We start from the raw sequence: 22,073 nt of genomic DNA on the forward strand, positions 1-22,073 counted from the left end.
TCAACCACGGCGACGCATCCCGGCGGTGCCGAACTCACCAGGGCCCGGAACCGGGAACCCCCTACTCCCCGTAAGCCGCCCGCAGGGCGTCCCGCACTGCTGCCAGGGCCTCCGACTCCGCCAGCCCCAGCCGCCGCACGCGCTCCACGTACGCCTGCGCGGCCAAGGACGCCTCACGCTCCGCGGCCGAGCCGGCGGCCGCCACGAACGTGCCGTTGCGCCCCCGCGTCTCGATCACCCCGTCGCTCTCCAGGGCGCGGTAGGCCTTGGCCACCGTGTTCACCGCGAGCCCCAGGGACTCGGCCAGCCCCCGGACGGTCGGCAGCCGGTACCCCACCGGCAGCGCCCCGGACCGCGCCTGCTCGGAGATCTGCGCCCGCACCTGCTCGTACGGGGGCGCGCTGTCGTCGATGCGGATCTTCAGGGTCACAGGGCGATTGTCCCGCACCCGCCGGAAAATGAGAGGCACCCCCGTGTCCCCGCCACGTACGGTGCCTCCCCATGACAGTGATCGTGCGTGACCTCCGCCCCGACGTGCCGACCGACACCGAGGGCTTCGCCCGGGTCCGCGGGCTCGCCCTGCCGTACATCCTGTTCACCCCGGACTCGGTCCGGCACAACGCCCTCCACATGCACCCCGACGCCCGTTACCGCCCCCTGGTCGCGGAGGAGGACGGGGAGGTGATCGGCACGGCCCAGGTCCACCTCGCCCACGACAGCCCCGACCCCGGCCAGGGCCTGCTGAACATCTACGTCCGACCGGACCGGACCCGGCGCGGCGCCGGCGGGCTGCTGCTGCGGGCCGCCGAGGAGCACCTCGGCGCGCAGGGGGCGACCAGGCTGCTCAGCTGGGTCCTCGACGAGCCGGGCAACCGCGCCTTCGCGGAGCGGCACGGCTACCGCAGCAGCCGATCCGCCCACTTCCTCCGGCTCGACCTGGCGCACGCCCCTCTCCCCCCGCTCCCGAAGACCCCGCCGGGAGTCGAGCTGCGCACCGCGGCGGAGTTCGCGGACGACCCGCGTCCGCTGTTCGAGCTGGACGCCGAGACGCTGCTGGACGAACCGGGCGACGTCGACTTCGAGTTCACGGACTACGAGGCCTGGGTCGAACAGAACTGGAAGCATCCGTTGCTGGACCTGGACCTGACGGTGGCCGCGTGTGTCGACGGCCGTCCGGTCGCCTTCAGCGTGGCCTACACCGACGGCGGCACCCGCTACTCCACCGCGATGACCGGAACCGCTCGCGCCCACCGCGGCCGCGGTCTGGCCAGGCTCGCCAAGATCCACTCGCTGTACCGGGCCCGTGCCGCCGGTCTCACCGAGGCCTTCACCGGCAACGACGCCGGCAATGACCCCATGATCGCGATCAACAAGTGGCTCGGGTACGAGATCTGCGCCACGGAGGTGCGTCATGTCCGTGAACTCGGCTGATCCGGCGACCCGGTGGGAGGTCGTCCTCGTCAAGGCGGGCCGTACGAAGATCCGTTACCCGGCCGAGCTGCTCCAGGACGACGGCACCCGGGTCGCCGTCCGGGCCCCCTGGGCGGGCTCGGGCGTCCGCGACTTCGGCTTCGTGCGTTTCCAACCGGGTGACGTGTTCACCGAGTACTACTGGCGCGACCGCTGGTACTCGGTGAAGGAGGTCCGCGCCGCGGACGGTTCCGTCAAGGGCTGGTACTGCGACATCACCCGCCCCGCGGTGGTCTCCGGGACGCAACTGGTCGTGGAGGACCTCGACCTGGACCTGTGGCGCTCCGCCGACGGTGCGGACGTGCGGCGTCTGGACGAGGACGAGTTCGCCGAGAGCGGGCTGGCGGAGAAGGACCCCGAGGCCGCGTCCGCCGCCGTGGCCGCCCTCGGCGAACTCGAGGCGCTGGCCCGTGAGGGCGGCTTCGAGGACCTGCTGGTCTGAGGCCTTCGTGTGCCCGCCCGCCGGCTACAGCGTGGCCACCACCGCGTACCGCTCGTCGTCCACCGGCTTCCCCCACAGCACGGGGTGGTCGGACAGTCGCTCCACGCGCACGTGCCGGGCGACCGGCTCCAGGAGGGACGTGAGCCGGTCGGCGGGTATGCCGACCGGGCTGAGGGTCCCCCAGACGCCCTCGACCAGCACGAGACGGCCCGCGGGCCGCAGCAGGTCCCGCCAGTCCCTCAGCGCGCGGGCGGGGTCCGGCAGCGCCCACAGCAGATGTCGCGCGAGGACGACGTCGTAGCGCTGCTGCCCCACCGGCGGGGCGGCGGCGTCCCCGCGCAGCACCACGGCGTCCTGCCCGGCGAGCTTGGCGCGGGCCCGCTCGACCATCGCCGGGGAGAGGTCGACACCCGTCACCCGGTGTCCCCGTTCGGCCGCGAGGAGCGACAGGCTGCCGGTGCCGCAGCCCAGGTCGAGGACGTCGGCGGGGTGCTCGGGCAGCCAGGTCCGGAGCCGGGCCGCCCAGGCCGCGCGGACCTCGGGATCGGCCAGGCCGTGGTCCGGCTCGTCGTCGAAAGTGGCGGCCTGTGCATCCCAGTCCACAGCGGGGCCGACCGCAACCGTGTGCTCGCTCTCGCTCGTCATGCCCGGAGAGTGACACACGCCACTGACAGCGCGGACGTGACAGCCGCCACTGACAGACCGGGACCGATGAGGAACTCTCGCCACAAGCGTCTATCTCCGTGACAACGCGGAACCCGGTAGACCCTGAGGAGGCAGCCATGCGCCGCACCACCGTGCAGAAGCCCCTGAAGAGGACGGACAGCCGCCGGATCCGCGAAGAGGCGGAGGAGCGCCCCGCGGTGCGTCCGGAAGTGCGCAAGGACATCGCACGCACCTGGTGGCCCGACGGCTGAGACCGTCGGGACCCGCCGGCCAGAACCCGTCAGTCGGATCCGTCAGCCAGCCGTTTGCGGTAGTGGATCCGGTCGTAGGGGCCGTCGACGCGGCGTTCCACGACCTCGTATCCGTACTTCGGGTAGATCTTCCGGTTCTCCCACATCATCGCGTTCGTGTAGAGCCTGATCTCATCGAGGCCCAGCTCACGCGCGCGCGTGTCGACGAAGCGGAGCAGCCGTCGCCCGACGCCCGTGCCATGGGCGTCGGGACGGACGGCGATGCTGTCCAGGAACAGGTGGTCGGCGAACGCCTCGATCACCACCAGCCCGATGACGGGCTCCCCGGTGACGAACACCTTCCCGGCGGCCACGTTCGCCGCGTGGTCGGCCTCCATGGGCTGCGGCACCACGCCGATGCGCTCGATGTAGTGACGATAGGCCGCGTCCGTCACCGCTCGCACGGCCGGTACGTCGCCGGCGGCAGCCACCCGAACCGGCCCCGTCTCGTTGTCGATCATGCCGCGCACGCTACCCACCTGAGCGCAGCCTGAGCACTCCCTTAACGGCACCATAAGGATCTCCCCCGGCCCTCTCCAGCAGGCGACTGCGTGGTTTCCCGGGGTTAGTTTCTGATCACCCCACGGGATCCAGCCGCACCCCACGGACCGTTCGGAGGAGTTCCGCATGCCCACTCGCGACCGCCGCGGCGGTCGTCGCCGGTGAGGGTTCCGGGGCCTGTCCGGCGGCTCAGGCCGGACAGGCCCCGGCGGCGTCAGCTGAAGGCCGACGCGCAGGTGGTGGGGGTGGCGTGGGCGGGGTCGAGCGCGTTGGCCACCTCGTGGAAGGCGATCCGGTCGAACAGGCCGATCGCCACGTGCTCGGACAGGTCGAGCGGGCACAGGTCCTGCAGCAGGACGTTGCGGACGTCCGAGCCGCTCAGGTACTGGCTGCGCCAGGGGGTGACGACCTCGTCGTACTTGGTGGCGAGGACCGTGTAGTGCACTCCGGGGACGGTGTCGCCGCCCGCGTTGAGCTTGGTGAGGAACGCGGAGCCGGCGATCTGGTCGGCGAGGCCGGGGGTGCCGGCCTCGATCAGGGCCTCGGCGCCGGGGAAGTACGGCAGCAGGTGGGTGAGGCCGTTCAGGTCGGTGCCGTGGTTGTCGGGGGCGATGCCGACGAGGGCGTTCACCTTGTCCGCTCCCCCGAGGAACTTCAGGTAGTAGCGGGGCATCATCCCGCCCTGGGAGTGTCCGACCAGGTCGGCCTCGGCGGCTCCGGTGGCGGCGAGCACCTTGTCGACGTAGGCGGACAACTGCTCGGCCGACTTGTCGATGGGACCGAGTCCGTGGAAGAGCGGCACGCCGGACAGTTGGCCGTAGTCGAGGGAGTAGACGCAGTACCCGCGCTGCTCCAGGTACGGGGCGAGGGAGAGCCAGTTGTCGATGGAGTTGCCCAGGGTGCCGTGGACCAGGACGACCGGGCGGGGATGGGCGGCGGAGGGCTTGCAGGAGAAGTCGTTCCAGCCCCTGTCGGTAGCCTCGGAGGCGTGGGCGGTGGCGGCGGGCAGGGTGGCGACGGCGGCGGTGAGGAGCAGCGCGGCGAGGGGTCTGAGCACTCGCTTCCAGGGCAGCATCGTGTGATCTCCTTGCGGCTCAAGGGAGGTGCGACGGCCTAACCCTGTGATCCGGATCACGAGGATGCTGTTCACTCGTCAAGTTACGGGCGGGTAGTGCAAGTGTGAAGTTACGCGTCAGTAAAAACTTCCAGTGATAACCAGCGCCTCAGCGAACCACTGACGGATCGTCACCAGGCAGGCGTGATCGGACCATAGGGAGCGATACGGGCCAAAATGTCCCGCAACACGCGCACTTCACCCTCGCCCAGCAGTTCGGCCCATCCCCCCACCGCCTCGGCGGCCGCCTCCTCCGCCGCCCGGGTGCAGGCCCGGCCGCGCTCGGTCAGCACGATCAGCCGGGCCCGCGCGTCCTCGGGATGCGGCCGGCGCTCGGCATACCCCTTGCGCACGATCTCGTCCACCAGCTGACTCGCCGCCTGCTTGGTCACCCCGAGATGTGCGGCGAGGTCGGTGGCGGTGGCCCCGTCCGGGGCGAGCCGCGCGAAGGCGAAGCCGTGGGCGGGCCGGAGGTCCGTGAAGCCACGCGCGACCACCCCTTACGAACGTCCCGAACGGAGATCACCGCCATGCCCGTCGTCCGCTCCTCGGCAGCCGTCACCCACGAGATCCACGGCGCCCGCTTCGTCTCGTACGCCACTCCGCTCACCGGCAGCAGGGAGCTGTGCGCCTGGCGCGGCGAGATCCCGCCCGGCACCCGGGCGCCCGCCCACACCGTCAACCGGGAGGAGATCTTCCATCTGCTCGTCGGCGAGCTGCTGATGACGCTCGACGGTCACACCGAGCGGATCTCTGCGGGCGACACGGTGATCGTCAACCCCGGCGCGACCCTGGCCGTGGAGAATCCCACCGGCCACACCGCGATCTCCTGGGTCACCACCTCCGTCGGCCTGGAGGCCCGGCTCACCGACGGCACGCGCATCACCCCGCCGTGGGCCAACTGACGTACGGCAGGCCCCGGTCACGCCGCCAGCGCTCCCGGCATCACCGCCCGGGGCCCGAACTTCGCCCGCGCGCGGTCCGCGACCTCCTCGATGCGGCGGACCTTCTCGTCCACGGGGTCGAAGGTGAGCTGGTAGGAGGCCTGGTCGGCGGGGGCCAGGGCCTCGGCGCGCAGGACCAGCGCGCGGACCCGGGCGCGCTGCAGGCCGAGCGCCTCGTACATGCCGTAGGCCGTCCTGGTCAGGGCCGCCGAGTGGGCGGTCGGCTCCTTCAGGGTGCGGCTGCGGGTGGTCGAGGAGCGATCCGCGTAGCGCACGGTGAGGGTCAGGGTGCGGCAGACCTTCTCCACCGCGCGCAGCCGGGCGCCGATCTCCTCGGCGGCCGACAGCAGCGCCCCGCGATGCCGGTCGGGATCCAACTCGTCGATGTCGAAGGGGCGTTCGGCGACCAGAGAGCGTGAGACGGCGTTCGGCACGACCCGGCCCCGGTCGATCCCGCCCGCCTTCTCGCGCAGCTCGCGGCCCGCCTTCGCGCCGATCAGCCGCTGCAGCGTCGACAGCGGCGCGGCGGCGACCAGGCCGAGGGTGTCGAGGCCGTACTCGCTCAGCGTGCGGGTGGTCGCCGTGCCGACGCCGGGCAGCGCGGACACCGGCCGCTCGGCGAGGAACTCCGCGATGCCGTCGGGGTCCTCGGGCACCGCGCAGGTCACCCCGGGCCGGGCGTCGCGCAGTGCCATGCGGGCCAGCATCGGACCGGGCCCGGCGCCGATCACACAGTCGACGCCGTACCGGGCGAGGGCCCGGACCCGGATCACCGAGGCCAGCTCCACGGCCGTGCGTCCGAAGTACCGTTCGGCGCCCCGGAGATCGGCCAGCGCCCCGTCGGGTGGCAGCGCCTCGACGACCGGCGTGAACTCCTCCAGCAGTCCGAGCAGCCCCGGCAGGGCCGCCTCGTACGTCGGCGGCAGCTGGAATCGTACGCAGAGGATGGTCATCCCGCACTCCCCGGACTCTGGTGCCACAACTTCCTTCCCACCGCCGCGGACCCCTCGCCCGCGGGGCGCAGATCCGCCCAGGGGTGCATCTCGTACCCCGTGGGCATGCGGATCGTCCGGCTCTCCATCGGGTCACGGGCCGCGGAGCCCGCCGGCGGGGGCAGCCCGTCGGAACCGGCGAGCCGAGCCCGGGACGGGCCGCCGTCGTCTCCCGCCGGGGACCCGTCCCCGGCCGTGCCGGACGGTTCGGCCAGCCGGGCCGCGACCCCGTCGAGCCCTTCCTCGCGGCGCACGTCCACCAGTTCCGCGAGGTTCCAGGCGGCCGAGCCCACCACGCTCAGGCTGCGCGGGCCGCGCCGCTGCACCACTCCGCGCACCAGCAGCAGCCAGGAGTGGAAGACGGTGTGCGCGCAGGCGTCGTGGGAGTCGTCGAAGAAGGCGAGGTCGACCAGGCCGGTGCCGTCGTCGAGCGTGGAGAAGATGACCCGCTTGCCGGAGCGGATCGGCGGGGTCTGGGTGGCCGCCTTGGCGCCCGCGACCAGCACGGTCTCGCCGTGCCGGGCCTCGCGCAGCCGGCGTGCCGATACCACGCCCAGCTCCTGCAGGAACTCCCGGTGGTCGTCCATCAGGTTGCGCGAGGCGTCCATGGACAGCACGCCCAGCTCGGCGCTGAGCCGTTCCGCCGGCGACAGGTCCGGCAGACCGGCCGGTGCCGTCTTCCGGCCTCCCGCCAGCGGCAGCTGGCCCCCGCCGCCGCCCCGGACGCCCCGGTGCAGCTCGGTCAGGTGCAGTTGCAGATCACGCCGGTTGGCGCCGAAGGCGTCCAGCGCGCCCACTTGCGCGAGCCGCCCGGCGAGCGGCCGGCTCGGCCGGGCCCGCTCCCAGAAGTCCAGCAGGGAGGAGTACGGCTGGCCGTCCTCGATCCGCTTCGCCTCGGCCTCGCTGATGCCGTGCACGTCGCAGAGGGCGAGCCGCAGCCCCCACACCGCAGGGGATTCAGACACCAGTTCGATCCTGTGTGCGACCCCGGAGACATTCACGTCCAGCGGCAGGATCGGCACCCCGCGCCGCCGCGCGTCCGCCAGCAGCAGCCGCTTCGGATACATGCCGGGGTCGTGGGTGAGCAGCCCCGCGTAGAAGGCGGCGGGGTGATGGGCCTTCAGCCAGGCCGACTGGTAGGTGGGCACCGCGAAGGCGACCGCGTGCGCCTTGCAGAAGCCGTACGACCCGAAGGCCTCGATGATCTCCCAGGTCCGCTGGATCGTCTCCGCGTCGTACCCCCTGGCCGCCGCGTGCTGCGCGAACCACACCTTGATCCGCGCCTGCGACTGCGGATCGGACAGCCCGCGCCGGATCCGGTCGGCCTCGCCCCGGCCGCAGCCGGTCATGATGGCGACGATGTCGATGACCTGCTCGTGGAAGACGACGACCCCGTACGTCCCCTTCAGCGGCTCCTCCAGGTCCGGGTGCGGATAGCGCACCGGTGCCCGCCCGTGCCGCGCCTCGATGAACGGCCGCACCATGTCGGCGGCGACCGGCCCGGGCCGGAAGAGGGAGATGTCCACGACCAGGTCGTGGAAGCCGGCCGGCTGCAGGCGCCCCACCAGGTCCCGCTGGCCCGGCGACTCGATCTGGAAGCAGCCGAGCGTCTCGGTGGAGCGGATGAGCCCGTACGTCGCCGGGTCACCCGGCGCCACCGCGTCCAGGTCGACCCGCTCGCCCGCCGCCCGCTCCACCTCGGCGACCGCGTGCGCCATCGCGGACTGCATCCGCACGCCCAGCACGTCCAGCTTGAGCAGTCCGAGGTCCTCCACGTCCTCCTTGTCGAACTGCGACATCGGCAGCCCCTCGCCGCTGGTCGGCACCACCGGCGTACGGGCGAGCAGGGAGGCGTCGGAGAGCAGCACCCCGCACGGATGCATGGCGACTCCGCGCGGCAGGGCGTCGAGCGCCTCGACCAGCTCCCAGAGCCTGCCGTACCTCTGCTTCTCGCCCGCCAGCCGCTTCAGCTCGGGCAGTTCCGCCAGCGCCGCGCGGGCGTCCCGCGCCCGGATGTGCGGAAAGGACTTGGCGACCCGGTCGATCTCGGCCGGGTCCATGGACAGGGCGGCGCCCACGTCCCGGATCGCGTGCCGGACCCGATAGGTCTCCGGCATCGAGACGGTGGCGACCCGCTCGCCGCCGAACCGGTCGATGATCGCCCGGTACACCTCGAGCCGGCGCGCGGACTCCACGTCGATGTCGATATCGGGCAGCACCACGCGCTCCTTGGACAGGAAGCGCTCCATCAGCAGCCCGTGCTCGACCGGATCGGCGTGCGCGATACCGAGGAGATGGTTGACCAGCGACCCGGCGCCGGAGCCTCGCGCGGCCACCCGGATCCCCATCTCCCGCACGTCGTCCACCACCTGCGCGACCGTCAGGAAGTAGGAGGCGAAACCGTGGTGGGCGATGATGTCCAGCTCGTGGTGCATCCGCTCCCAGTACGCACGCCTGCCGCCGTAGCCGAGCCGCATCATTCCGGCCGCCGCCCGCGAGGCGAGGGCCCGCTGGGCGGTGCGGCGTCCGGCACCGACGAGGTGCGGCTCGGGGAAGTGGACGGTGCCGATGCCGAGGTCGTCCTCGGGGTCGACCCGGCACTCGGCGGCGGTGGCCCGGGTCTGCTCCAGCAGCCGGTGGGCGGTGTCGCGCCGGTAGCCGGCCGCCTCCACCACCCGCTCGGCGACCTGGAGCATGCCCTGCGCGTCCTTCAGCCAGGCCTCCCCCGAGTCCAGCTCCCCGCGCGGGTCGATCGGGACCAGGCGCCGCGCGGCGTCCAGCACGTCGGCGACCGGTCCCTGACCGGGATCGGCGTACCGGACGGCGTTGCTCAGCACGGGCCGCACCCCCTGCTCGGCGGCGAAGCCGACGGTACGGGCGGCGAGCCGCAGGGAACCGGCCCCCGTACCCGTCCGGCCGTGCCAGACGGCCTCCAGCCGCAGGGCGTCGCCGTAGACCTCGCGCCACGGGGCGAGCAGTGTCGCGGCCCGGTCGGGACGTCCCGCGGCGAGCGCGCGTCCCACGTCGGAGCCAGGGCCGAGCAGCACGAGCAGGCCCTCGCCCTCATGGCCGGACCAGGGCAGCAGCGGTGTGGCCGCACCCGCGTGCGCGGCCGTGACGATCCGGCACAGGCCGGCCCATCCCCGCGCGCCGTCCCGGGCGAGGAAGGTCACCCGGGGAGCCGACTCGTCCACGAAGGCACCGCCCCTGACCGGCGTACGGCGCCTGTCGGGCCGTACGGCCTGAGCCGCCTCCACCGCCAGGTTCACCCCGAACAGCGGACGGACGCCCACCTTGGCGCAGGCCTTGGCGAAGCGGACGGTACCGGCGAGGGTGTCCCGGTCGGTGAGGGCGAGGGCGTCCATGCCCCGCTCCGAGGCGCGCTCGGCCAGCCGCTCCGGGTGGGAGGCCCCGTACCTCAGGGAGAACCCGGAGACGGTGTGCAGATGCGCGAAGCCCGGCACACGCACCTCCCGCACTCGTGAGTCCCGAACGGCTCTCGAACATCAGTTCCCTACTTCCTCACCCACCATACCCCCATTCCCGAACATGTGTACGACACCCGTTCGACCGCCTTCCACCTGCGCAAACGCCCGCCGCCTGGACCGCGAGGACATGACACGGCCGAGGCGGACCCGTGATCGCGGGCGTCCGCAACGGCCGGCGGTGCGTGCGGGAGCCGCTGAGCCCTTGGAAGCAGGAAGTCCCGCCCCGAGCGATCGGGGCGGGGCTTCGTGTGAGCCGCCGCCGGGGCAGCCGATCCGCGCGCCCGCCGGGTGAGCCGATCCGCGCGCCGCCGCGGGGTCAGCCGATCCGCGTGCCCGTGGCCGACAGGGCCGCGGTGACCGGCTGGAAGAAGGTCTCCCCGCCCAAGGCGCAGTCCCCGCTGCCGCCGGAGGTCAGCCCCACGGCGTCGCTCCCCGAGAACAGCGAGCCAACGCTGTCACCGGGTTCGGCACACACGTCGGTCCGGATCAGGCCGGTGACCATGCCCTCGGAGTAGTTGACCGTGGCGTTCAGGCCGGTGACCGTGCCGGAGTGCACGTGGGTGGTCGAGCCGCTGCGGGTGACCTTCATCCCGACGGTGGCCTCGGCGGCGCCGGTGATCTTCTGGATGGACCCGTTGTACAGATCGACCCCGCTCGGGTGGTCCACCGGGGCGGTGTACCGCACCAGACCGAAGTCGGTCCCCGGGAAGTGGGACTCGGCGTTCTGCCCGATCCGCCTGCCGTCGGCGTCCCACCAGGTGGAGACGGCCTCGGTGCAGTGACCGGCGGTCAGGAAGTACGGCTGCCCGTCCTTGACCACGTGGAAGCCGAGCGAGCAGCGCCCGCCCGAACCGGTGATCGCGTCACCGCCGGCGATGAAGGGCTTGAACTCCCCCTTCGACCGCCTCAGTTCGGCCTTGCCGCCGAGCCCGTCGACCACCTTGCTCAGCTTGGCCCACTGCGCGCCGGACACCGTCCTGTCGGCGGTGACGACGACCTTGTCGCTGACCGGGTCGGTCGCCCAGGAAGTGCCGGGGACGGTCGCGTCCCTGCGCAACACCGAGCGTGCGGCGCCCAGTTCGGCGAGGGAGTGGGTGACGAATCCGGCCTTGGCCCCGGCCGCCTCGACGGTCCTCGCGGCAGCCTGGTCGAGCACGTTGACGACGAGGCTCTTCGCCCGGGCGTCGTAGTAGCTGCCCGCCGCGTCGGCGCCGAGGTCGCTGTCGAGACGCGAAGCGAGCTTTCCGGCCGCGGGCGCGGACAACACTCGTAGCCGGGGAGCAGACGTCGCAGGCTCACTGGCGTTCGCATTCTGCAAGGTGACATTTGCTGCGACCAGTGCGGCGATGCCGGCGCCGGCCAGGGCGGTCCGCCGCCCGAATATGCGTCGGTGCTTCAACTCACGTCCTAACAAGGTCGACTTCGGGTCGCGCACACGGCGTCGCGCGCCCCCGCCTCACCTGAACCGGGGATAGCCACCCGGGGAATTCGCACTGCAAACACCAGGTGCGTGTGACACCTGCGCGCACCGCGACCGCCTCCTCTGGCCGGAAAACGCCCCCCTTCACCTGGTCGCGCGGATCCGGGCAAGCGGAAGCCCCCGCACGCAGGTCGCGTGCGGGGGCACAGTGCCGTCACCGGCCGGAGTAACGTGCCGGGAGTCCGTCAGTAGACGTGGACTCCGTAGGCGCTCAGCGCCTCGGTGACCGGCTGGAAGAACGTCGTACCGCCGGAGGAGCAGTTGCCGCTGCCGCCGGAGGTGAGGCCGTACGCGGTGGTGCCGCCGTACAGCGGGCCGCCGGAGTCACCGGGCTCGGCGCAGACCGTGGTCTGGATCAGGCCGGAGACGACGTCGCCGCCGCCGTAGTTGACCGTCGCGTTGAGCGCGGTGACGCGCCCGCTGTGCGTACCGGTCGTGGAGCCGCGGCGGTAGACGGTCGTGCCCACGGAGGGCGTGGCCGCGCTGGTGATGTCCTGGCTGCCCACGGCGCCCGACTTGGTCACCGAGCTGTTGGTGTAGCGCACGATGCCGTAGTCGTTGCCGGGGAAGCTGGAGCCGGCCGTGGTGCCGAGCGTGGTCGTGTGGGAGGAGTTCGACCACCAGGTGCCCGCGCCGTCGGTGCAGTGCCCGGCGGTCAGGAAGTAGTAATTGCCGCTGGCGTCCTGGACGTTGAAGCCCAGGGAGCAGCGCCAGCTGCTCGCGTAGATGGCGTCGCCGCCGGAGATCAGCTTGTTGAACTTGCCCGGCGTCCGCTTGATGACGAGGGCGTCCGCGGTGCCGCCGGCCTGCTTCTTGATCTTGGCGATCTCGGCCTGGGAGACCGTGCTGTCGACGGTGACGACGACGCGGTTGGTCTTGCTGTCCACCGCCCAGGCCGTGCCGGCGATGTCGGCCTGGAGGACGGAGTCGCTCGCCTTGGTGAGCTGGGTGGCGCTGAACGTGTGCGTGCCGTCGGCGTTCGCGGTGGGGGCGGCGAACGCCGCTGCGGCCAGGAAGCCGGTGGCCACGGCGGTCAGCCGGGTCCGTCTGGCGGTGCCGCTGCGGGGAGTGATGCGCTTGATCCTCACGTTTCGTTCCCTCCAAGGGAAGTCGGGGGGCCCGCGTGGGGTCGGGGCCCGTGAGGCGCAGCCAGGGATTCGGCCGGATTCCGAACACGCATGTCCCTGACAAGCGCTGGACGGAGTATTCGGCCGAACGGCCGGTCGGCACAAGGGTGCCTTTCGGCCGTCGGACTGTGCACCACCTCCGTGCGCCCCGTCGCGCACCCGCCTTCGCCGCGGTTCCCTGACGTCAACTCAAGCCACGTTCCCCCGCGTCGATCGCCACGTCCAGCGTGTTGCCGGGCGGCGGGAAGGGGCAGATGAAGTGGTCGGCGAAGGCGCACGGCGGGAGCTGGGCGCGGTTGAGGTCGACGGTGGTGCGGCCCTCGGCGTCCGGTGCCTCCGGGTAGAGGAAGCGGAACCGGAAGCTGCTGTCGCCGCTGGTGGCGTCGGCGAACACCGCCCACAGCCGCCCGTCCGCCTGCTGCGCGACCCGGAGCGTCCGTTCCTTTCCGGCCAGGGTGAAGGCGAGTTCTCCGGTGAGGGCGAGCCCGCGTTCACGGCCGTCCGCGTTGCCGACCCGGACGGTGCGCGTGTCGTCGTACGGCGTGTAGCGCCCCGGCACCGACCAGCGGGAGTCGTACGGGGTCGCCTCGATGCCCCGGAAGGCACGGCGGGCGGCGGATCCGGGGTCGTAGACGCGTACGCCCCAGACGCCCTCGCGGACCAGGACGAACAGCCGCTTGTCGCCGAGCGCGACGCGCGACGTCGCCTCCGGACCGCGGTCGGCGGCGAGGTGGACCGCGCCGGTGAAGGGCCGGTCGTCCACGGTCAGGCCGTCGGTCCCGGCGGCGGTGAGCACAACCCCCTCATCATCCGCCACCCAGATCCCGGGAATGTCCGGAAGTCGCCCGTCCGGATAGTCCTCGACCCAGTGCGTGGCGGTCAGCGCCAGCGGGCCGTAGGGCGCCGACACCGTCTCCACACGCCTTTCGTGCCACTGCTTCCACGCGTCGGGTGCTTCCGTCGTCATGTCATCGTTTCCTTTCCTGTGCGGTCGGCGCTCCCCCACCGGGTGAGGCAGCCCGAGATGGGAGCGCAGAGTGCCGCCCTGGTACTCCGTACGGAACGCGCCGCGTGCCTGGAGCAGCGGCACCACCCGGTCCACGAACTCCTCCAGCCCGTCGGCCGTGAGCTGGGGGACGAGGACGAAACCGTCGGCGGCCCCCTCGCGGACATAGGTGTGGAGGTCGGCGGCGACCGTCTCCGGAGTGCCGACGAAGGACTGCCGGCCGCTCGCCTCGATCACGGTCTCCCGGCTGGACAGACCTTTCTCCTCCGCCAGCGCCCGCCACCTCTCGACGAGCGCCAACGTCTCGCCGTCGCGGCCGCGGGGCGCGATCCCGGGCAACGGACCGTCGGGGTCGTGACCGGAGAGGTCCACTCCCCACAGCCGCTCCAGCGCGTACAGCGCGTACTGGGGGGTGATCCGCTGCCGTCTGATCCCGGCGGCCCGCTCCTGGGCCTCGGCGGCGGTGTCCCCGAGGACGACGGTCACACCGGGCATGATCTTCAGGTCCTCCGGTGCCCGGCCGTACGCCGCGAGCCGCTGCTTGACGTAGGCGTAGCGGAAGCGGGCCGCCGCCGGCGAGCCGTGCCGGGCCAGGAACACATCGGCCGAGGCCGCGGCCGACTCCCGCGCCTCCTCGGACTCCCCCGCCTGGATCACGACCGGCTGCCCCTGCGGTGACCGGGGCAGCCCGAACTCGCCCGCGATGTCGAAGTGCCGGCCCTGGTGGGCGAACGGCCGCGGCTGCCCGTCAGGCGTCCAGGAGCTCCACAAACCCCCCGCCACCCCGACGAGTTCGTTCGTCCTCGTGGACCGGTCGGGGTGGGCGGCGGGACGGAGGTTCTCGCCGGGACGGTCGTCCGGCGCGGCCCCCACCCGCCAGGCCGCCCGGCCCCCGCTGAGATGGTCCAACGTGGCGATCGTGCGGGCGAGTTCGTACGGCTCCGCGGAGCCGGCGTGCACCGTGGCGGCGAGCCCCAGCCGTGTGGTGACCCCGGCGAGCGCGTTCAGCACGGCCACCGGTTCCGGCCATCCCACCGGCTCCAGGTCGTGGATCCGGCCCTGGTGCTCGGGCAGCCGCAGCCCCTCGTCGAGCAGCAGGAAGTCGAACAGCCCGCGCTCGGCGACCCGGGCCAGGCGCTCGAAGGAGGAGAACGCGATCCGCGCGTCCGCGCGCTGACCCGCCCACCCGGTGGTGGCCTCGGTGCCCGGGAAGAGGGCCGCGAGGTGCACCTGCCGTCGTACGGTCATGACGTCCCCCCGGTCACGGCGTACTGGTTGGCGGGCCGGGCCAGGCCCAGGTGCTCGCGCAGGGTGCTGCCCGGGTAGAAGGTGCGGAACAGCCCGCGGTGCTGGAGCAGCGCCACCGTGCCGTTGACCAGCCGCTCCAGATCGCGGCGCGGCTCGACGGGGACGAGGTGGAAGCCGTCGGTGACGCCGTCGGCGTGCCAGCCGGCGACCAGTTCCGCAAGGTCGACCGGGCCGCCCCGGTACAGCGGGCCCTGCGCGGTCGGCCGTGGGCCCCCTCCCCCGTGCCCGGGCTCGGCCGCGTGCTCGCCGTCGCCGAGATCCACCAGCAGGCTCGCCAGCACCCGCAGGGAGTCCGGCTTCCGCCCGAACTCCCCCGCCTGTGCGCGGAGTCCGTCACGGGCGGCGGCGGCCTGCGCCGGGGACACGGCGCGGACCAGGGCCACGTCGGCGTACCGGGCGGCGACGGTCCGGGCGGGGCCCTCGGTGGCGTCGACCACGCGTACGGGGTGGCCCTGCGGCGGCCGGGGCACGGTCGAGGGGCCGCGGACCGAGAAGGCGGTCCCCGTGAAGTCGACGTGGTGCAGCCGGGCCCGGTCGAGGAACCGGCCGCTCGCCGCGTCCCGGATCTCGGCGCCGTCCTCCCAGCTGTCCCACAACCGTGCCGCCACGTCGGCGACTTCACCGGCCTCCTGCCACAGGCCGGCTGCCGGGGCAGCGTGCCGGCGGCCGAACAGCCGGGCCTCCCCCTCGGTGGTGGACACGTCGATCCGCCAGCCGGCCCGGCCCCGGCTGACCCAGTCCAGGGTGGCCACGGCGGCCTGCACCTGGAAGGGCTCGGTGTGCGTGGTGGTGACCGTGGGGACCAGCCCGATCCGCCGGGTCGCGGGCGCCACCCGGGACAGCACCGAGAGCGCGTCGGGGCCGGGCCGGGCGAAGGAGTCGTCCAGCGTCACGAAGTCCAGCGCACCGCGCTCGGCGAGCCGGGCCAGCTCGACGTAGGAGCCGGCGTCGAGGGAACCGGGCTGGTCGACGGCGGCGGCGAGATGCAACAGCCCACGCCCGAAGCGCGCACTCATGCCGACACCCCGAACCGCTTGCCGTACCGCGCACTCATGCCGACCCCCCGGACCGCTCCCCTTCGTCCCACCGGTTCGTCCCACCGGCCTCCTGCACGCCGCCGGCTCCCTCCGGCCCACCGGCCCGCTCCACCCCGCCGCGACGGCGAGCAAGCACGACGGGGCGAACCGGCGGTGCCGGACCGAGTGCTACCACCAGCAGTCACGGCCATCCCTCACAGCACCTTGGAGAGGAACGCCCGCGTCCGCTCATGCCGCGGCTGCTCCAGCACCTCACCCGGCGGCCCCTGCTCGACGATCCTTCCGTCGGCCATGAAGACCACCGTGTCGGCGACCTCCCGGGCGAACGCGATCTCGTGCGTGACGACGATCATCGTCGTGCCCTGACCCGCCAGGTCCCGGATGACGTCCAGGACCTCACCGACCAGCTCGGGATCGAGCGCCGAGGTCGGCTCGTCGAACAGCAGCAGCCTGGGCTCCAGCGCGAGCGCCCGTGCGATGGCCACCCGCTGCTGCTGCCCGCCGGACAGCTGCCGTGGGTAGGCGTCGGCCTTGTCACCGAGCCCCACCCGTTCCAGCAGCCGGTGCGCGCGCTCCACCGCCGCCTTCCGGGGCCGGTTCAGCGCGGACACCGGCGCCTCGACGACGTTGTCCAGGACGGTGAGGTGCGGGAAGAGGTTGAAGTTCTGGAAGACGAAGCCGATCCGGGTGCGCTGCCGGAGCACCTCGCGCTCGGGCAGTTCGTACAGCTTGTCCCCGGCGCGCCGGTATCCCATCAGCGAGCCGTCCACGCTGATCTCGCCCCGGTCCACCTTCTCCAGGTGGTTGATGGTGCGCAGCAGCGTGGACTTGCCGGAGCCGGAGGGGCCGAGCACGACGGTGACCTCACCGGCACGCACCTGGAGGTCGATGCCCTTGAGCACGTCGAGCGAGCCGAAGCTCTTGTGCACCGACCTGATGTCGACCATGACGGTCATGGCGTGGGTTCCTTTACGAGTGGGAGGCTTACGCGGCCGCGCGGCCGGCCAGGTCCCGCAGGAAGGCCAGCACCGCCCGGGCGGTGGCGTCGTTCTGCCGGAACGCGGCCCCGCCGGTGCGCGGACGGGTGAAGGCACCGGGGGTACGGGCGTCGGTGTAGGGGCCGAGGGCGAAGCGCCGGGGATGCGGGCGCCCGGCGCCGTCCAGGATGCGGCCGTCGCCGGGGTCGACCCGGAGCAGCCCCTCGGGGGTCTCGGCGGCGCCGTCCCCCTGCAGCTCGCGCAGCAGGCTGTCGCGGGCCCGTCCGACGGTGGGCTCGGGCAGCCGGGCCTCGACCAGCGCCCGGGCCTCGACGGCGAAGCCCGGCACGGTGGGGCTGGTGGCCCGGAACACCCCGTCCTCGGCGGTGACGGCCATGTCGGCGCCCACGAACCGGAGCAGGCCGGCCCGGGACAGCGCGAGCATCTGGCGCAGTCGGGGACCGGGCGGACCGGACGCCAGGTAACTGAAGAACCCGTGCCACCAGGGGCCGACGTTCCCGAGCCGGACGAGCTGCCCGTACACGGAGAGCAGCCCGAGGAAGACCCCCAGGTCCGCGCTGTGCGAGGGGTCGTGACGGCGGCTCAGGTCGCCCTCGATGTAGTCCCGCAGCCCTTCCTGGAACGCCTCGTGGGAGGCGTACCGCACTGCGTGCAGCGGGTGGTCGAGCGCGGCGAGGTCGAGACGGTCGGCCGGGTCCGGCACGGCGGCGGCGATCAGTGCCCGGGCCTCGGCGGGGCCTGCGGTGGCCGCGTACTTCTCCTCGAAGTCGGTCCAGGCCATCCCCGTGCGTTCCGGGTGCGCGGTGAACAGCCGGTGGTAGTGGGCGAAGCCCAGCTCCTTCTCGACCAGGGGCCACACATCGCGCCGGAAGTCGAAGCCCTCCGGCCTGGCCAGCAGCTCCTCGACCTCGGCGGGTCCGAGGAAGCGGGGCAGCGGGGGCCGGCCGCCGGTCCAGTCGTAGCCGATCTTCGAGTGGTACGGCACCCCGCGCCGCGAGCCGACGTACAGCACCGGCTCCCGGCCCGAGGGGAGGTAGGTGTCGCCCTCGTGGCGTCCGCCGCGTCCCTCGGTGAGCAGCACCATCAGGTCGACGAAGGCCAGCCCGAAGCCCCGCACCAGGACGGGTTCGCCGGCCCGTAGCGAGGACAGGTCGCTGTCGGCGGTGAAGTCGGGCGGCAGGTGCACCAGGTCGTGCGCACGGGCGTAGGCGGCCAACTCGGCCTGTGTGTCGTCGGGTTCGGCGTCCAGGTGGCCGAGGGCGAGGATCACCAGGTCGGCGAGGAGGGGTCGTGGGCGGCCCTCCAGCCACACCTGCTGGCGGCCCTCGCGTGATCCGCTGATCCGCAGGGCACGCCGCGGGTGGTGGCGGACGGTGACGCCGGGCGGCAGTTCGGCGCGGGCCCGCTCGTACACCCAGCGCAGATAGCGGCCCTGGAGCTGCCGGTCGGCGAAGGTGCGGCCGTCCAGCGCGGCCCACTCGTGCAGGGTGGGGCCCTCGCGTACCGGTCCGTCCATGACCACCGTCTCGTCGGTGAACATGGTGACGTCCTCGGCGTGCGAGTTCATCCACAGCAGCGGGGACTGCTCCTCGCGCCAGATGCGTCCGCCGCCCGGCGGATGGGGGTCGACGAGGTGGATGTCGAGGCCTGTACCGGGGTACAGCTCGGGCGCGTTGGCGGCGAGGCGTTCGAGGACGCCGGTCCCCCGCGGCCCGGCTCCCACGATCACCAGCTGTGGTCTCATCGGGCGCTCTCCGTGCCGCGCGCGTAGTGCTTCTCCACGTAGTACTGGCCGATGCCGAGCACCGAGGTGACGACGGCGTACCAGAGAGTGGCGACCATCAGCAGCGGGATCACCTGATAGGTGCGGTGGTAGATCAACTGGGCTGAGAACAGCAGGTCGTTGACGGCGATGACGCTGACGATCGAGGTGCCCTTGAGGGTGCCGATCAGCATGTTGCCGGCCGGGGGCACGATGGAGCGCATCGCCTGCGGCAGCACGATCCGCCGCAGGCGCCGCCACCGGCTCAGACCGAGCGCCTGGGCGGCCTCGATCTGCCCGCGTTCCACGGAGAGGATGCCGCCGCGGACGACCTCGGCGGCGTAGGCGGCCTCGTGCAGGGTGAGGCCGACGACGGCGACGGCGACCGGGCTCAGGAGGTTGACCGTCCTGACGCCGAGCACCTCGGGGTACAGCGCCCCGATGTTGAACCACAGCAGCAGCTGCACCAGGATCGGGATCGACCGGAACAGCCACACGTATCCCCAGCTGACCGCCCGGAGCACCGGGTTGGCGGACAGCCGGAAGACGGCGAGCAGGGTACCGAGGGCGAAGCCGAGGACCATCACCACCGCGGTCAGCCACAGCGTGAGCCACAGTCCGCGCAGGATGGAGTCCGAGGTGAAGTAGTCGGCGACGACGTCCCACTGGAACGCCTTGTTGCGCACGACCGAGTTGACGGCGAACCCGAGCAGGAGGAGGACCACGACGGCGGCGGCCCACTGCCCGTACCGGCGCTGCGGGACCACCCGTGGGGCGCCTGCCGGCTCCGGTATCTCCGGTGCGGTGGGGACTTTGGCGAGGGTGTCGGATGACATGCGAAGGCTCCGTGACGCGTCGATTCGTCAGAACGGGGTGGTGCCTTCACACGAGTGCGCCGCGTGGCGCGGACACGGCCGAGCCCCTCAGCAGGGCCGTGCACCGAGAGTACGTGGGCGTTTCCCTGCGCTGTCAAGGCTGTCCACACTGTGAGCCGTACGTCTCAGGTCAGTTGACGCGGAACCGGATGCCTGTTCCACTTGGCCCATGCATCCACAGCAGTGGCTGGTCACCCGCTCCCACATCGACTTCGGTCGCGTGTGGTCCTCTTCCTGTTGAGCTGACCCCCTGCGCGCGCCTGCCCGGTAGCGGGCGCATTCGCGTTCTCCCTGTCTTCCTCACGCCTTCACACGCGCACCCTTCCCCTCGCGCACCCCTCCCCCTCGCGCCCTTCCGCTCGCGCTGCTCACACCCTGCTGCTTCAGGAGATCGCCACCCGATGCGTACGCCCGTTTATCGCCATTTTCTTCCTTTTGTCACCATCACGTCGGCCGCTCTGTTCCTCACCGCCTGCGGCTCCGGATCCGGTGACGCGGGCCGGACGGACGCCGCCGGTGTGGCGGCCACGTCCGACCAGGTGCCCACCACGGACGTCGTCTCCGCCGTGAAGAAGGACGACGCGGCCGCGAAGCTGCTGCCGGCCGGCACCAGGCACCTCACCGTCGCGGTCAGCGTCGGCGGCACCCCGCCCGGCACCACCTACCTCTCCGACGGCAGGACCCTGACCGGCCAGGACGTCGACTTCACCAAGGCGGTCGCCAAGACCCTGGGCATCGAACTCAAGGTGGAGCAGGCCAGCTTCGAGGCGATCCTGCCGGCCCTGGACAGCGGGAAGTACGACTTCGGCGCGAGCAACTTCGGTGTCACCGACGAGCGCCGCAAGACCATCGACTTCGTCACCTACGTCAACGACGGCCAGGGCTTCGCCACCCGCAGGGACAGCAAGCTGTCCAAGATCACCGACCTCAGGCAGCTGTGCGGCCTGAACGTCGCGACCGGCGCCGGTACGACCTTCGAGGCCACACTGGAGGACAACCGGCACGTGTGCGCCGACGCGGGCAAGAAGCCGTACCAGGTGCAGACGTACTCCGAGCCCAGTGCGCTCTGGTCCTCGGTGCAGCAGGGACGCAGCGACGTCGTGATGTCCACGATCAACGGCCTGCGCTACGCCGTCGCCCACCAGCCGGGCCTGCGGTTCCTGAACGAGTACCACCGCCTGGACGTCGGCTTCGCCTTCAAGAAGGGCACCGACCTGGCCCCGGCCTTCCGGGCGGCGGTGAACAAGCTGATCGCCGACGGCACGTACGACAGGATCCTCAAGAAGTGGGGGACGACGGGCTCGGCGATCACCGAGTCCCGTGTCTCACCGCCGGAACTGAAGGACTGAGCCCCCGTGGCAGGTGGTCAGACGAGCAGGTCCTTGTAGTAGAAGCTGGCCTTCTTGTCGGTCCGGGAGAGGGATTCCTCGGATCCGAAGCCGAGGTGGAGACGGGCGACGGTGGGGGTGCCGGTGTCCGGGATCTGGATGGCCAGGCCCTCCGGCTCGCGGTAGAAGAGGCTCTCGCCGGCCTTGCTCAGGCGCCGCTCGTAGACGGTGCCGGTGTTCCAGTCGATCGAGGTGACGTAGGTGTTGCTGGTGCTGGTCCGGTTGCCGTCGGCGTCGTAGGTGTAGGCGGTGCCGTCCAGGGTGTAGAGGTACTGGCCCATGGACGTGTAGCCCTGGAAGGTGGGGCCGGTGAGCACCGAGGGCTGGGTGACGGTGGCCAGCGGGGTGAAGGTGCCGGCCTTGAAGGTCGCCAGGTCGTACAGGCTGTACTTCCAGGTGCCGCTGATCCGGTGCCGGTGCACGATCCGGTTGGTGACGGGGTCGATCGCGACGGTGTTGTGGTCCGAGCCGGGGACCGGGGTGTAGCGGGTGACCTGGGGCGAGTCGGGCTGGATGACGGTGCCGTTGGCGAACTTGAAGCGGGCGATCTTCGTGCCGTAGCCGTTGTTCTCGCTGTCGGGCACCGAGTCGCACTCGGTCCACAGGTAGGCGCTGTTGCCGGAGGGCTCCACGCCGATGGACACACCGTGCCCGAAGCCCTTCAGGTACATCCGGCCGATGATGTAGCCCTGCCAGTCCAGGCGGGTGATGCACAGGTCACCGTTCTTGGACCGGTCGGTCCCGCTCACGGCCTGCGTCTCACCGGGCAGGACCCGGCCGCCCTGCACCAACTGGGCGGTGTACAGGTGCTTGTTGGCGTTGTCGAACGCGAACGACTGCAGGATCCGGGTCTCGTTGAGCAGGATCTCGCGGAACCACTCGTCGGAGGGGTCGGTGAGGTCGAAGCGCTTGGACGCGGCCACCGCCGCCGACGCCGTACCCGCCTGCGTCAGGGCCACGGACCCGACAAGGGCTGCCGCGGTCAGTCCACTTGCTCGCCGCAGTACCTGTCGTCGGCTCAGGTGGTGGGGCGTCTCGCGCTTCATCTGTCTTCCGGGACCCTTCGTCGGTCTGGAGGGGGCGTCGATGTGTACGGGGTACGTGTGCCGCAGGATTGAATCACTTACCTGTCCCTTACGCCAGAGTCGTTTGCCCAGCTCAGGGCGTCGGCCCGAACCAATCTGC

General features: G+C 72.0%; 19 protein-coding genes and 2 pseudogenes. 5 read left to right on the forward strand and 16 right to left on the reverse strand.

Features of this window, described 5'->3' with window-relative positions; genetic code table 11:
• Nucleotides 1-61: 61 nt before the first annotated feature.
• Nucleotides 62-430: a GntR family transcriptional regulator gene (locus tag ACGFRF_RS17840; protein WP_393740821.1), complete on the reverse strand. Its 369-nt coding sequence runs from the start codon at nucleotides 428-430 to the stop codon at nucleotides 62-64.
• 71 nt (nucleotides 431-501) lie between these two features.
• Between ACGFRF_RS17840 and ACGFRF_RS17845 the strand changes: the two genes are divergently transcribed.
• Nucleotides 502-1,431, forward strand: coding sequence for a GNAT family N-acetyltransferase (locus ACGFRF_RS17845; RefSeq protein ID WP_393740823.1), 930 nt, complete (start codon nucleotides 502-504; stop codon nucleotides 1,429-1,431).
• The gene (locus ACGFRF_RS17850) at nucleotides 1,412-1,912 is read left to right on the forward strand and encodes a DUF402 domain-containing protein (protein ID WP_393740825.1); all 501 of its coding nucleotides are present in this window, start codon (nucleotides 1,412-1,414) and stop codon (nucleotides 1,910-1,912) included. The genes ACGFRF_RS17845 and ACGFRF_RS17850 overlap by 20 nt, the downstream gene beginning before the upstream one ends.
• A 24-nt stretch (nucleotides 1,913-1,936) precedes the next feature.
• Here ACGFRF_RS17850 and ACGFRF_RS17855 read toward each other — a convergent pair whose 3' ends face one another.
• On the reverse strand, nucleotides 1,937-2,557 hold the full coding sequence (locus ACGFRF_RS17855; protein ID WP_393740827.1) for a class I SAM-dependent methyltransferase: 621 nt from the start codon (nucleotides 2,555-2,557) through the stop codon (nucleotides 1,937-1,939).
• A gap of 137 nt (nucleotides 2,558-2,694) precedes the next feature.
• On the opposite strand from ACGFRF_RS17855, the gene ACGFRF_RS17860 reads away from it, so the two are divergent.
• Nucleotides 2,695-2,829, forward strand: a complete 135-nt coding sequence (locus ACGFRF_RS17860) for a hypothetical protein (RefSeq protein WP_393740829.1) — start codon at nucleotides 2,695-2,697, stop codon at nucleotides 2,827-2,829.
• Between the two features lie 29 nt (nucleotides 2,830-2,858).
• Here ACGFRF_RS17860 and ACGFRF_RS17865 read toward each other — a convergent pair whose 3' ends face one another.
• The 3 genes and pseudogenes from ACGFRF_RS17865 to ACGFRF_RS17875 all read right to left on the reverse strand — a co-directional run.
• On the reverse strand, nucleotides 2,859-3,329 hold the full coding sequence (locus ACGFRF_RS17865) for a GNAT family N-acetyltransferase (RefSeq protein WP_393740831.1): 471 nt from the start codon (nucleotides 3,327-3,329) through the stop codon (nucleotides 2,859-2,861).
• Between the two features lie 254 nt (nucleotides 3,330-3,583).
• Nucleotides 3,584-4,444 (reverse strand): esterase/lipase family protein, encoded by an 861-nt coding sequence (locus tag ACGFRF_RS17870; RefSeq protein ID WP_393740832.1) that lies wholly within the window; start codon nucleotides 4,442-4,444, stop codon nucleotides 3,584-3,586.
• 170 nt (nucleotides 4,445-4,614) lie between these two features.
• Nucleotides 4,615-4,983, reverse strand: a pseudogene (locus ACGFRF_RS17875) (MarR family winged helix-turn-helix transcriptional regulator); the annotation flags it as partial.
• Between the two features lie 30 nt (nucleotides 4,984-5,013).
• Here ACGFRF_RS17875 and ACGFRF_RS17880 point away from each other — a divergent pair.
• Nucleotides 5,014-5,388, forward strand: a complete 375-nt coding sequence (locus tag ACGFRF_RS17880; RefSeq protein ID WP_393740834.1) for a cupin domain-containing protein — start codon at nucleotides 5,014-5,016, stop codon at nucleotides 5,386-5,388.
• 17 nt (nucleotides 5,389-5,405) lie between these two features.
• Here ACGFRF_RS17880 and ACGFRF_RS17885 read toward each other — a convergent pair whose 3' ends face one another.
• The 10 genes and pseudogenes from ACGFRF_RS17885 to ACGFRF_RS17930 all read right to left on the reverse strand — a co-directional run bounded on the left by ACGFRF_RS17885 (nucleotide 5,406) and on the right by ACGFRF_RS17930 (nucleotide 19,461).
• A complete protein-coding gene (locus ACGFRF_RS17885) occupies nucleotides 5,406-6,380 on the reverse strand; it encodes a hypothetical protein (RefSeq protein ID WP_393740836.1) in 975 nt (324 codons plus the stop codon).
• The gene (locus ACGFRF_RS17890) at nucleotides 6,377-9,883 is read right to left on the reverse strand and encodes a DNA polymerase III subunit alpha (RefSeq protein WP_393740838.1); all 3,507 of its coding nucleotides are present in this window, start codon (nucleotides 9,881-9,883) and stop codon (nucleotides 6,377-6,379) included. The genes ACGFRF_RS17885 and ACGFRF_RS17890 overlap by 4 nt, the downstream gene beginning before the upstream one ends.
• A 340-nt stretch (nucleotides 9,884-10,223) precedes the next feature.
• The gene (locus ACGFRF_RS17895; RefSeq protein WP_393740840.1) at nucleotides 10,224-11,306 is read right to left on the reverse strand and encodes a S1 family peptidase; all 1,083 of its coding nucleotides are present in this window, start codon (nucleotides 11,304-11,306) and stop codon (nucleotides 10,224-10,226) included.
• Nucleotides 11,307-11,572: 266 nt separating this feature from the next.
• Nucleotides 11,573-12,475: a S1 family peptidase gene (locus ACGFRF_RS17900; protein ID WP_393740842.1), complete on the reverse strand. Its 903-nt coding sequence runs from the start codon at nucleotides 12,473-12,475 to the stop codon at nucleotides 11,573-11,575.
• Between the two features lie 223 nt (nucleotides 12,476-12,698).
• Entirely contained in the window at nucleotides 12,699-13,481 is a 783-nt protein-coding gene (locus tag ACGFRF_RS17905) for a DUF1684 domain-containing protein (protein ID WP_393740892.1), read from the reverse strand.
• 27 nt (nucleotides 13,482-13,508) lie between these two features.
• Nucleotides 13,509-14,768 (reverse strand): annotated as a pseudogene (locus ACGFRF_RS17910) (NtaA/DmoA family FMN-dependent monooxygenase); the annotation flags it as partial.
• On the reverse strand, nucleotides 14,765-15,844 hold the full coding sequence (locus tag ACGFRF_RS17915) for an LLM class flavin-dependent oxidoreductase (RefSeq protein ID WP_393740844.1): 1,080 nt from the start codon (nucleotides 15,842-15,844) through the stop codon (nucleotides 14,765-14,767). The pseudogene ACGFRF_RS17910 and the gene ACGFRF_RS17915, both read right to left, overlap by 4 nt.
• 215 nt (nucleotides 15,845-16,059) lie before the next feature.
• A complete protein-coding gene (locus tag ACGFRF_RS17920) occupies nucleotides 16,060-16,821 on the reverse strand; it encodes an amino acid ABC transporter ATP-binding protein (RefSeq protein WP_393740846.1) in 762 nt (253 codons plus the stop codon).
• Between the two features lie 28 nt (nucleotides 16,822-16,849).
• Entirely contained in the window at nucleotides 16,850-18,607 is a 1,758-nt protein-coding gene (locus ACGFRF_RS17925; RefSeq protein WP_393740848.1) for an FAD/NAD(P)-binding protein, read from the reverse strand.
• Entirely contained in the window at nucleotides 18,604-19,461 is an 858-nt protein-coding gene (locus ACGFRF_RS17930; protein WP_393740850.1) for an amino acid ABC transporter permease, read from the reverse strand. The genes ACGFRF_RS17925 and ACGFRF_RS17930 overlap by 4 nt, the downstream gene beginning before the upstream one ends.
• 440 nt (nucleotides 19,462-19,901) lie before the next feature.
• On the opposite strand from ACGFRF_RS17930, the gene ACGFRF_RS17935 reads away from it, so the two are divergent.
• Entirely contained in the window at nucleotides 19,902-20,849 is a 948-nt protein-coding gene (locus ACGFRF_RS17935) for an ABC transporter substrate-binding protein (RefSeq protein ID WP_393740852.1), read from the forward strand.
• A 17-nt stretch (nucleotides 20,850-20,866) separates the two neighbouring features.
• On the opposite strand, the gene ACGFRF_RS17940 is transcribed toward ACGFRF_RS17935, so the two are convergent.
• Entirely contained in the window at nucleotides 20,867-21,847 is a 981-nt protein-coding gene (locus tag ACGFRF_RS17940) for a Tat pathway signal sequence domain protein (protein ID WP_393740854.1), read from the reverse strand.
• Nucleotides 21,848-22,073 lie beyond the last annotated feature (226 nt).

Source organism: Streptomyces sp. NPDC048521 (assembly GCF_043199855.1).
Taxonomy (GTDB): Bacteria; Actinomycetota; Actinomycetes; order Streptomycetales; family Streptomycetaceae; genus Streptomyces.

Coding starts and splice junctions, on each gene's coding strand:
- ACGFRF_RS17845 (WP_393740823.1), top strand. CDS start 502: ATGACAGTGATCGTGCGTGACCTCCGCCCCGACGTGCCGACCGACACC.
- ACGFRF_RS17850 (WP_393740825.1), top strand. CDS start 1,412: ATGTCCGTGAACTCGGCTGATCCGGCGACCCGGTGGGAGGTCGTCCTC.
- ACGFRF_RS17855 (WP_393740827.1), bottom strand. CDS start 2,557: ATGACGAGCGAGAGCGAGCACACGGTTGCGGTCGGCCCCGCTGTGGAC.
- ACGFRF_RS17860 (WP_393740829.1), top strand. CDS start 2,695: ATGCGCCGCACCACCGTGCAGAAGCCCCTGAAGAGGACGGACAGCCGC.
- ACGFRF_RS17865 (WP_393740831.1), bottom strand. CDS start 3,329: ATGATCGACAACGAGACGGGGCCGGTTCGGGTGGCTGCCGCCGGCGAC.
- ACGFRF_RS17870 (WP_393740832.1), bottom strand. CDS start 4,444: ATGCTGCCCTGGAAGCGAGTGCTCAGACCCCTCGCCGCGCTGCTCCTC.
- ACGFRF_RS17880 (WP_393740834.1), top strand. CDS start 5,014: ATGCCCGTCGTCCGCTCCTCGGCAGCCGTCACCCACGAGATCCACGGC.
- ACGFRF_RS17885 (WP_393740836.1), bottom strand. CDS start 6,380: ATGACCATCCTCTGCGTACGATTCCAGCTGCCGCCGACGTACGAGGCG.
- ACGFRF_RS17905 (WP_393740892.1), bottom strand. CDS start 13,481: ATGACGACGGAAGCACCCGACGCGTGGAAGCAGTGGCACGAAAGGCGT.
- ACGFRF_RS17915 (WP_393740844.1), bottom strand. CDS start 15,844: ATGAGTGCGCGCTTCGGGCGTGGGCTGTTGCATCTCGCCGCCGCCGTC.
- ACGFRF_RS17920 (WP_393740846.1), bottom strand. CDS start 16,821: ATGACCGTCATGGTCGACATCAGGTCGGTGCACAAGAGCTTCGGCTCG.
- ACGFRF_RS17925 (WP_393740848.1), bottom strand. CDS start 18,607: ATGAGACCACAGCTGGTGATCGTGGGAGCCGGGCCGCGGGGGACCGGC.
- ACGFRF_RS17930 (WP_393740850.1), bottom strand. CDS start 19,461: ATGTCATCCGACACCCTCGCCAAAGTCCCCACCGCACCGGAGATACCG.
- ACGFRF_RS17935 (WP_393740852.1), top strand. CDS start 19,902: ATGCGTACGCCCGTTTATCGCCATTTTCTTCCTTTTGTCACCATCACG.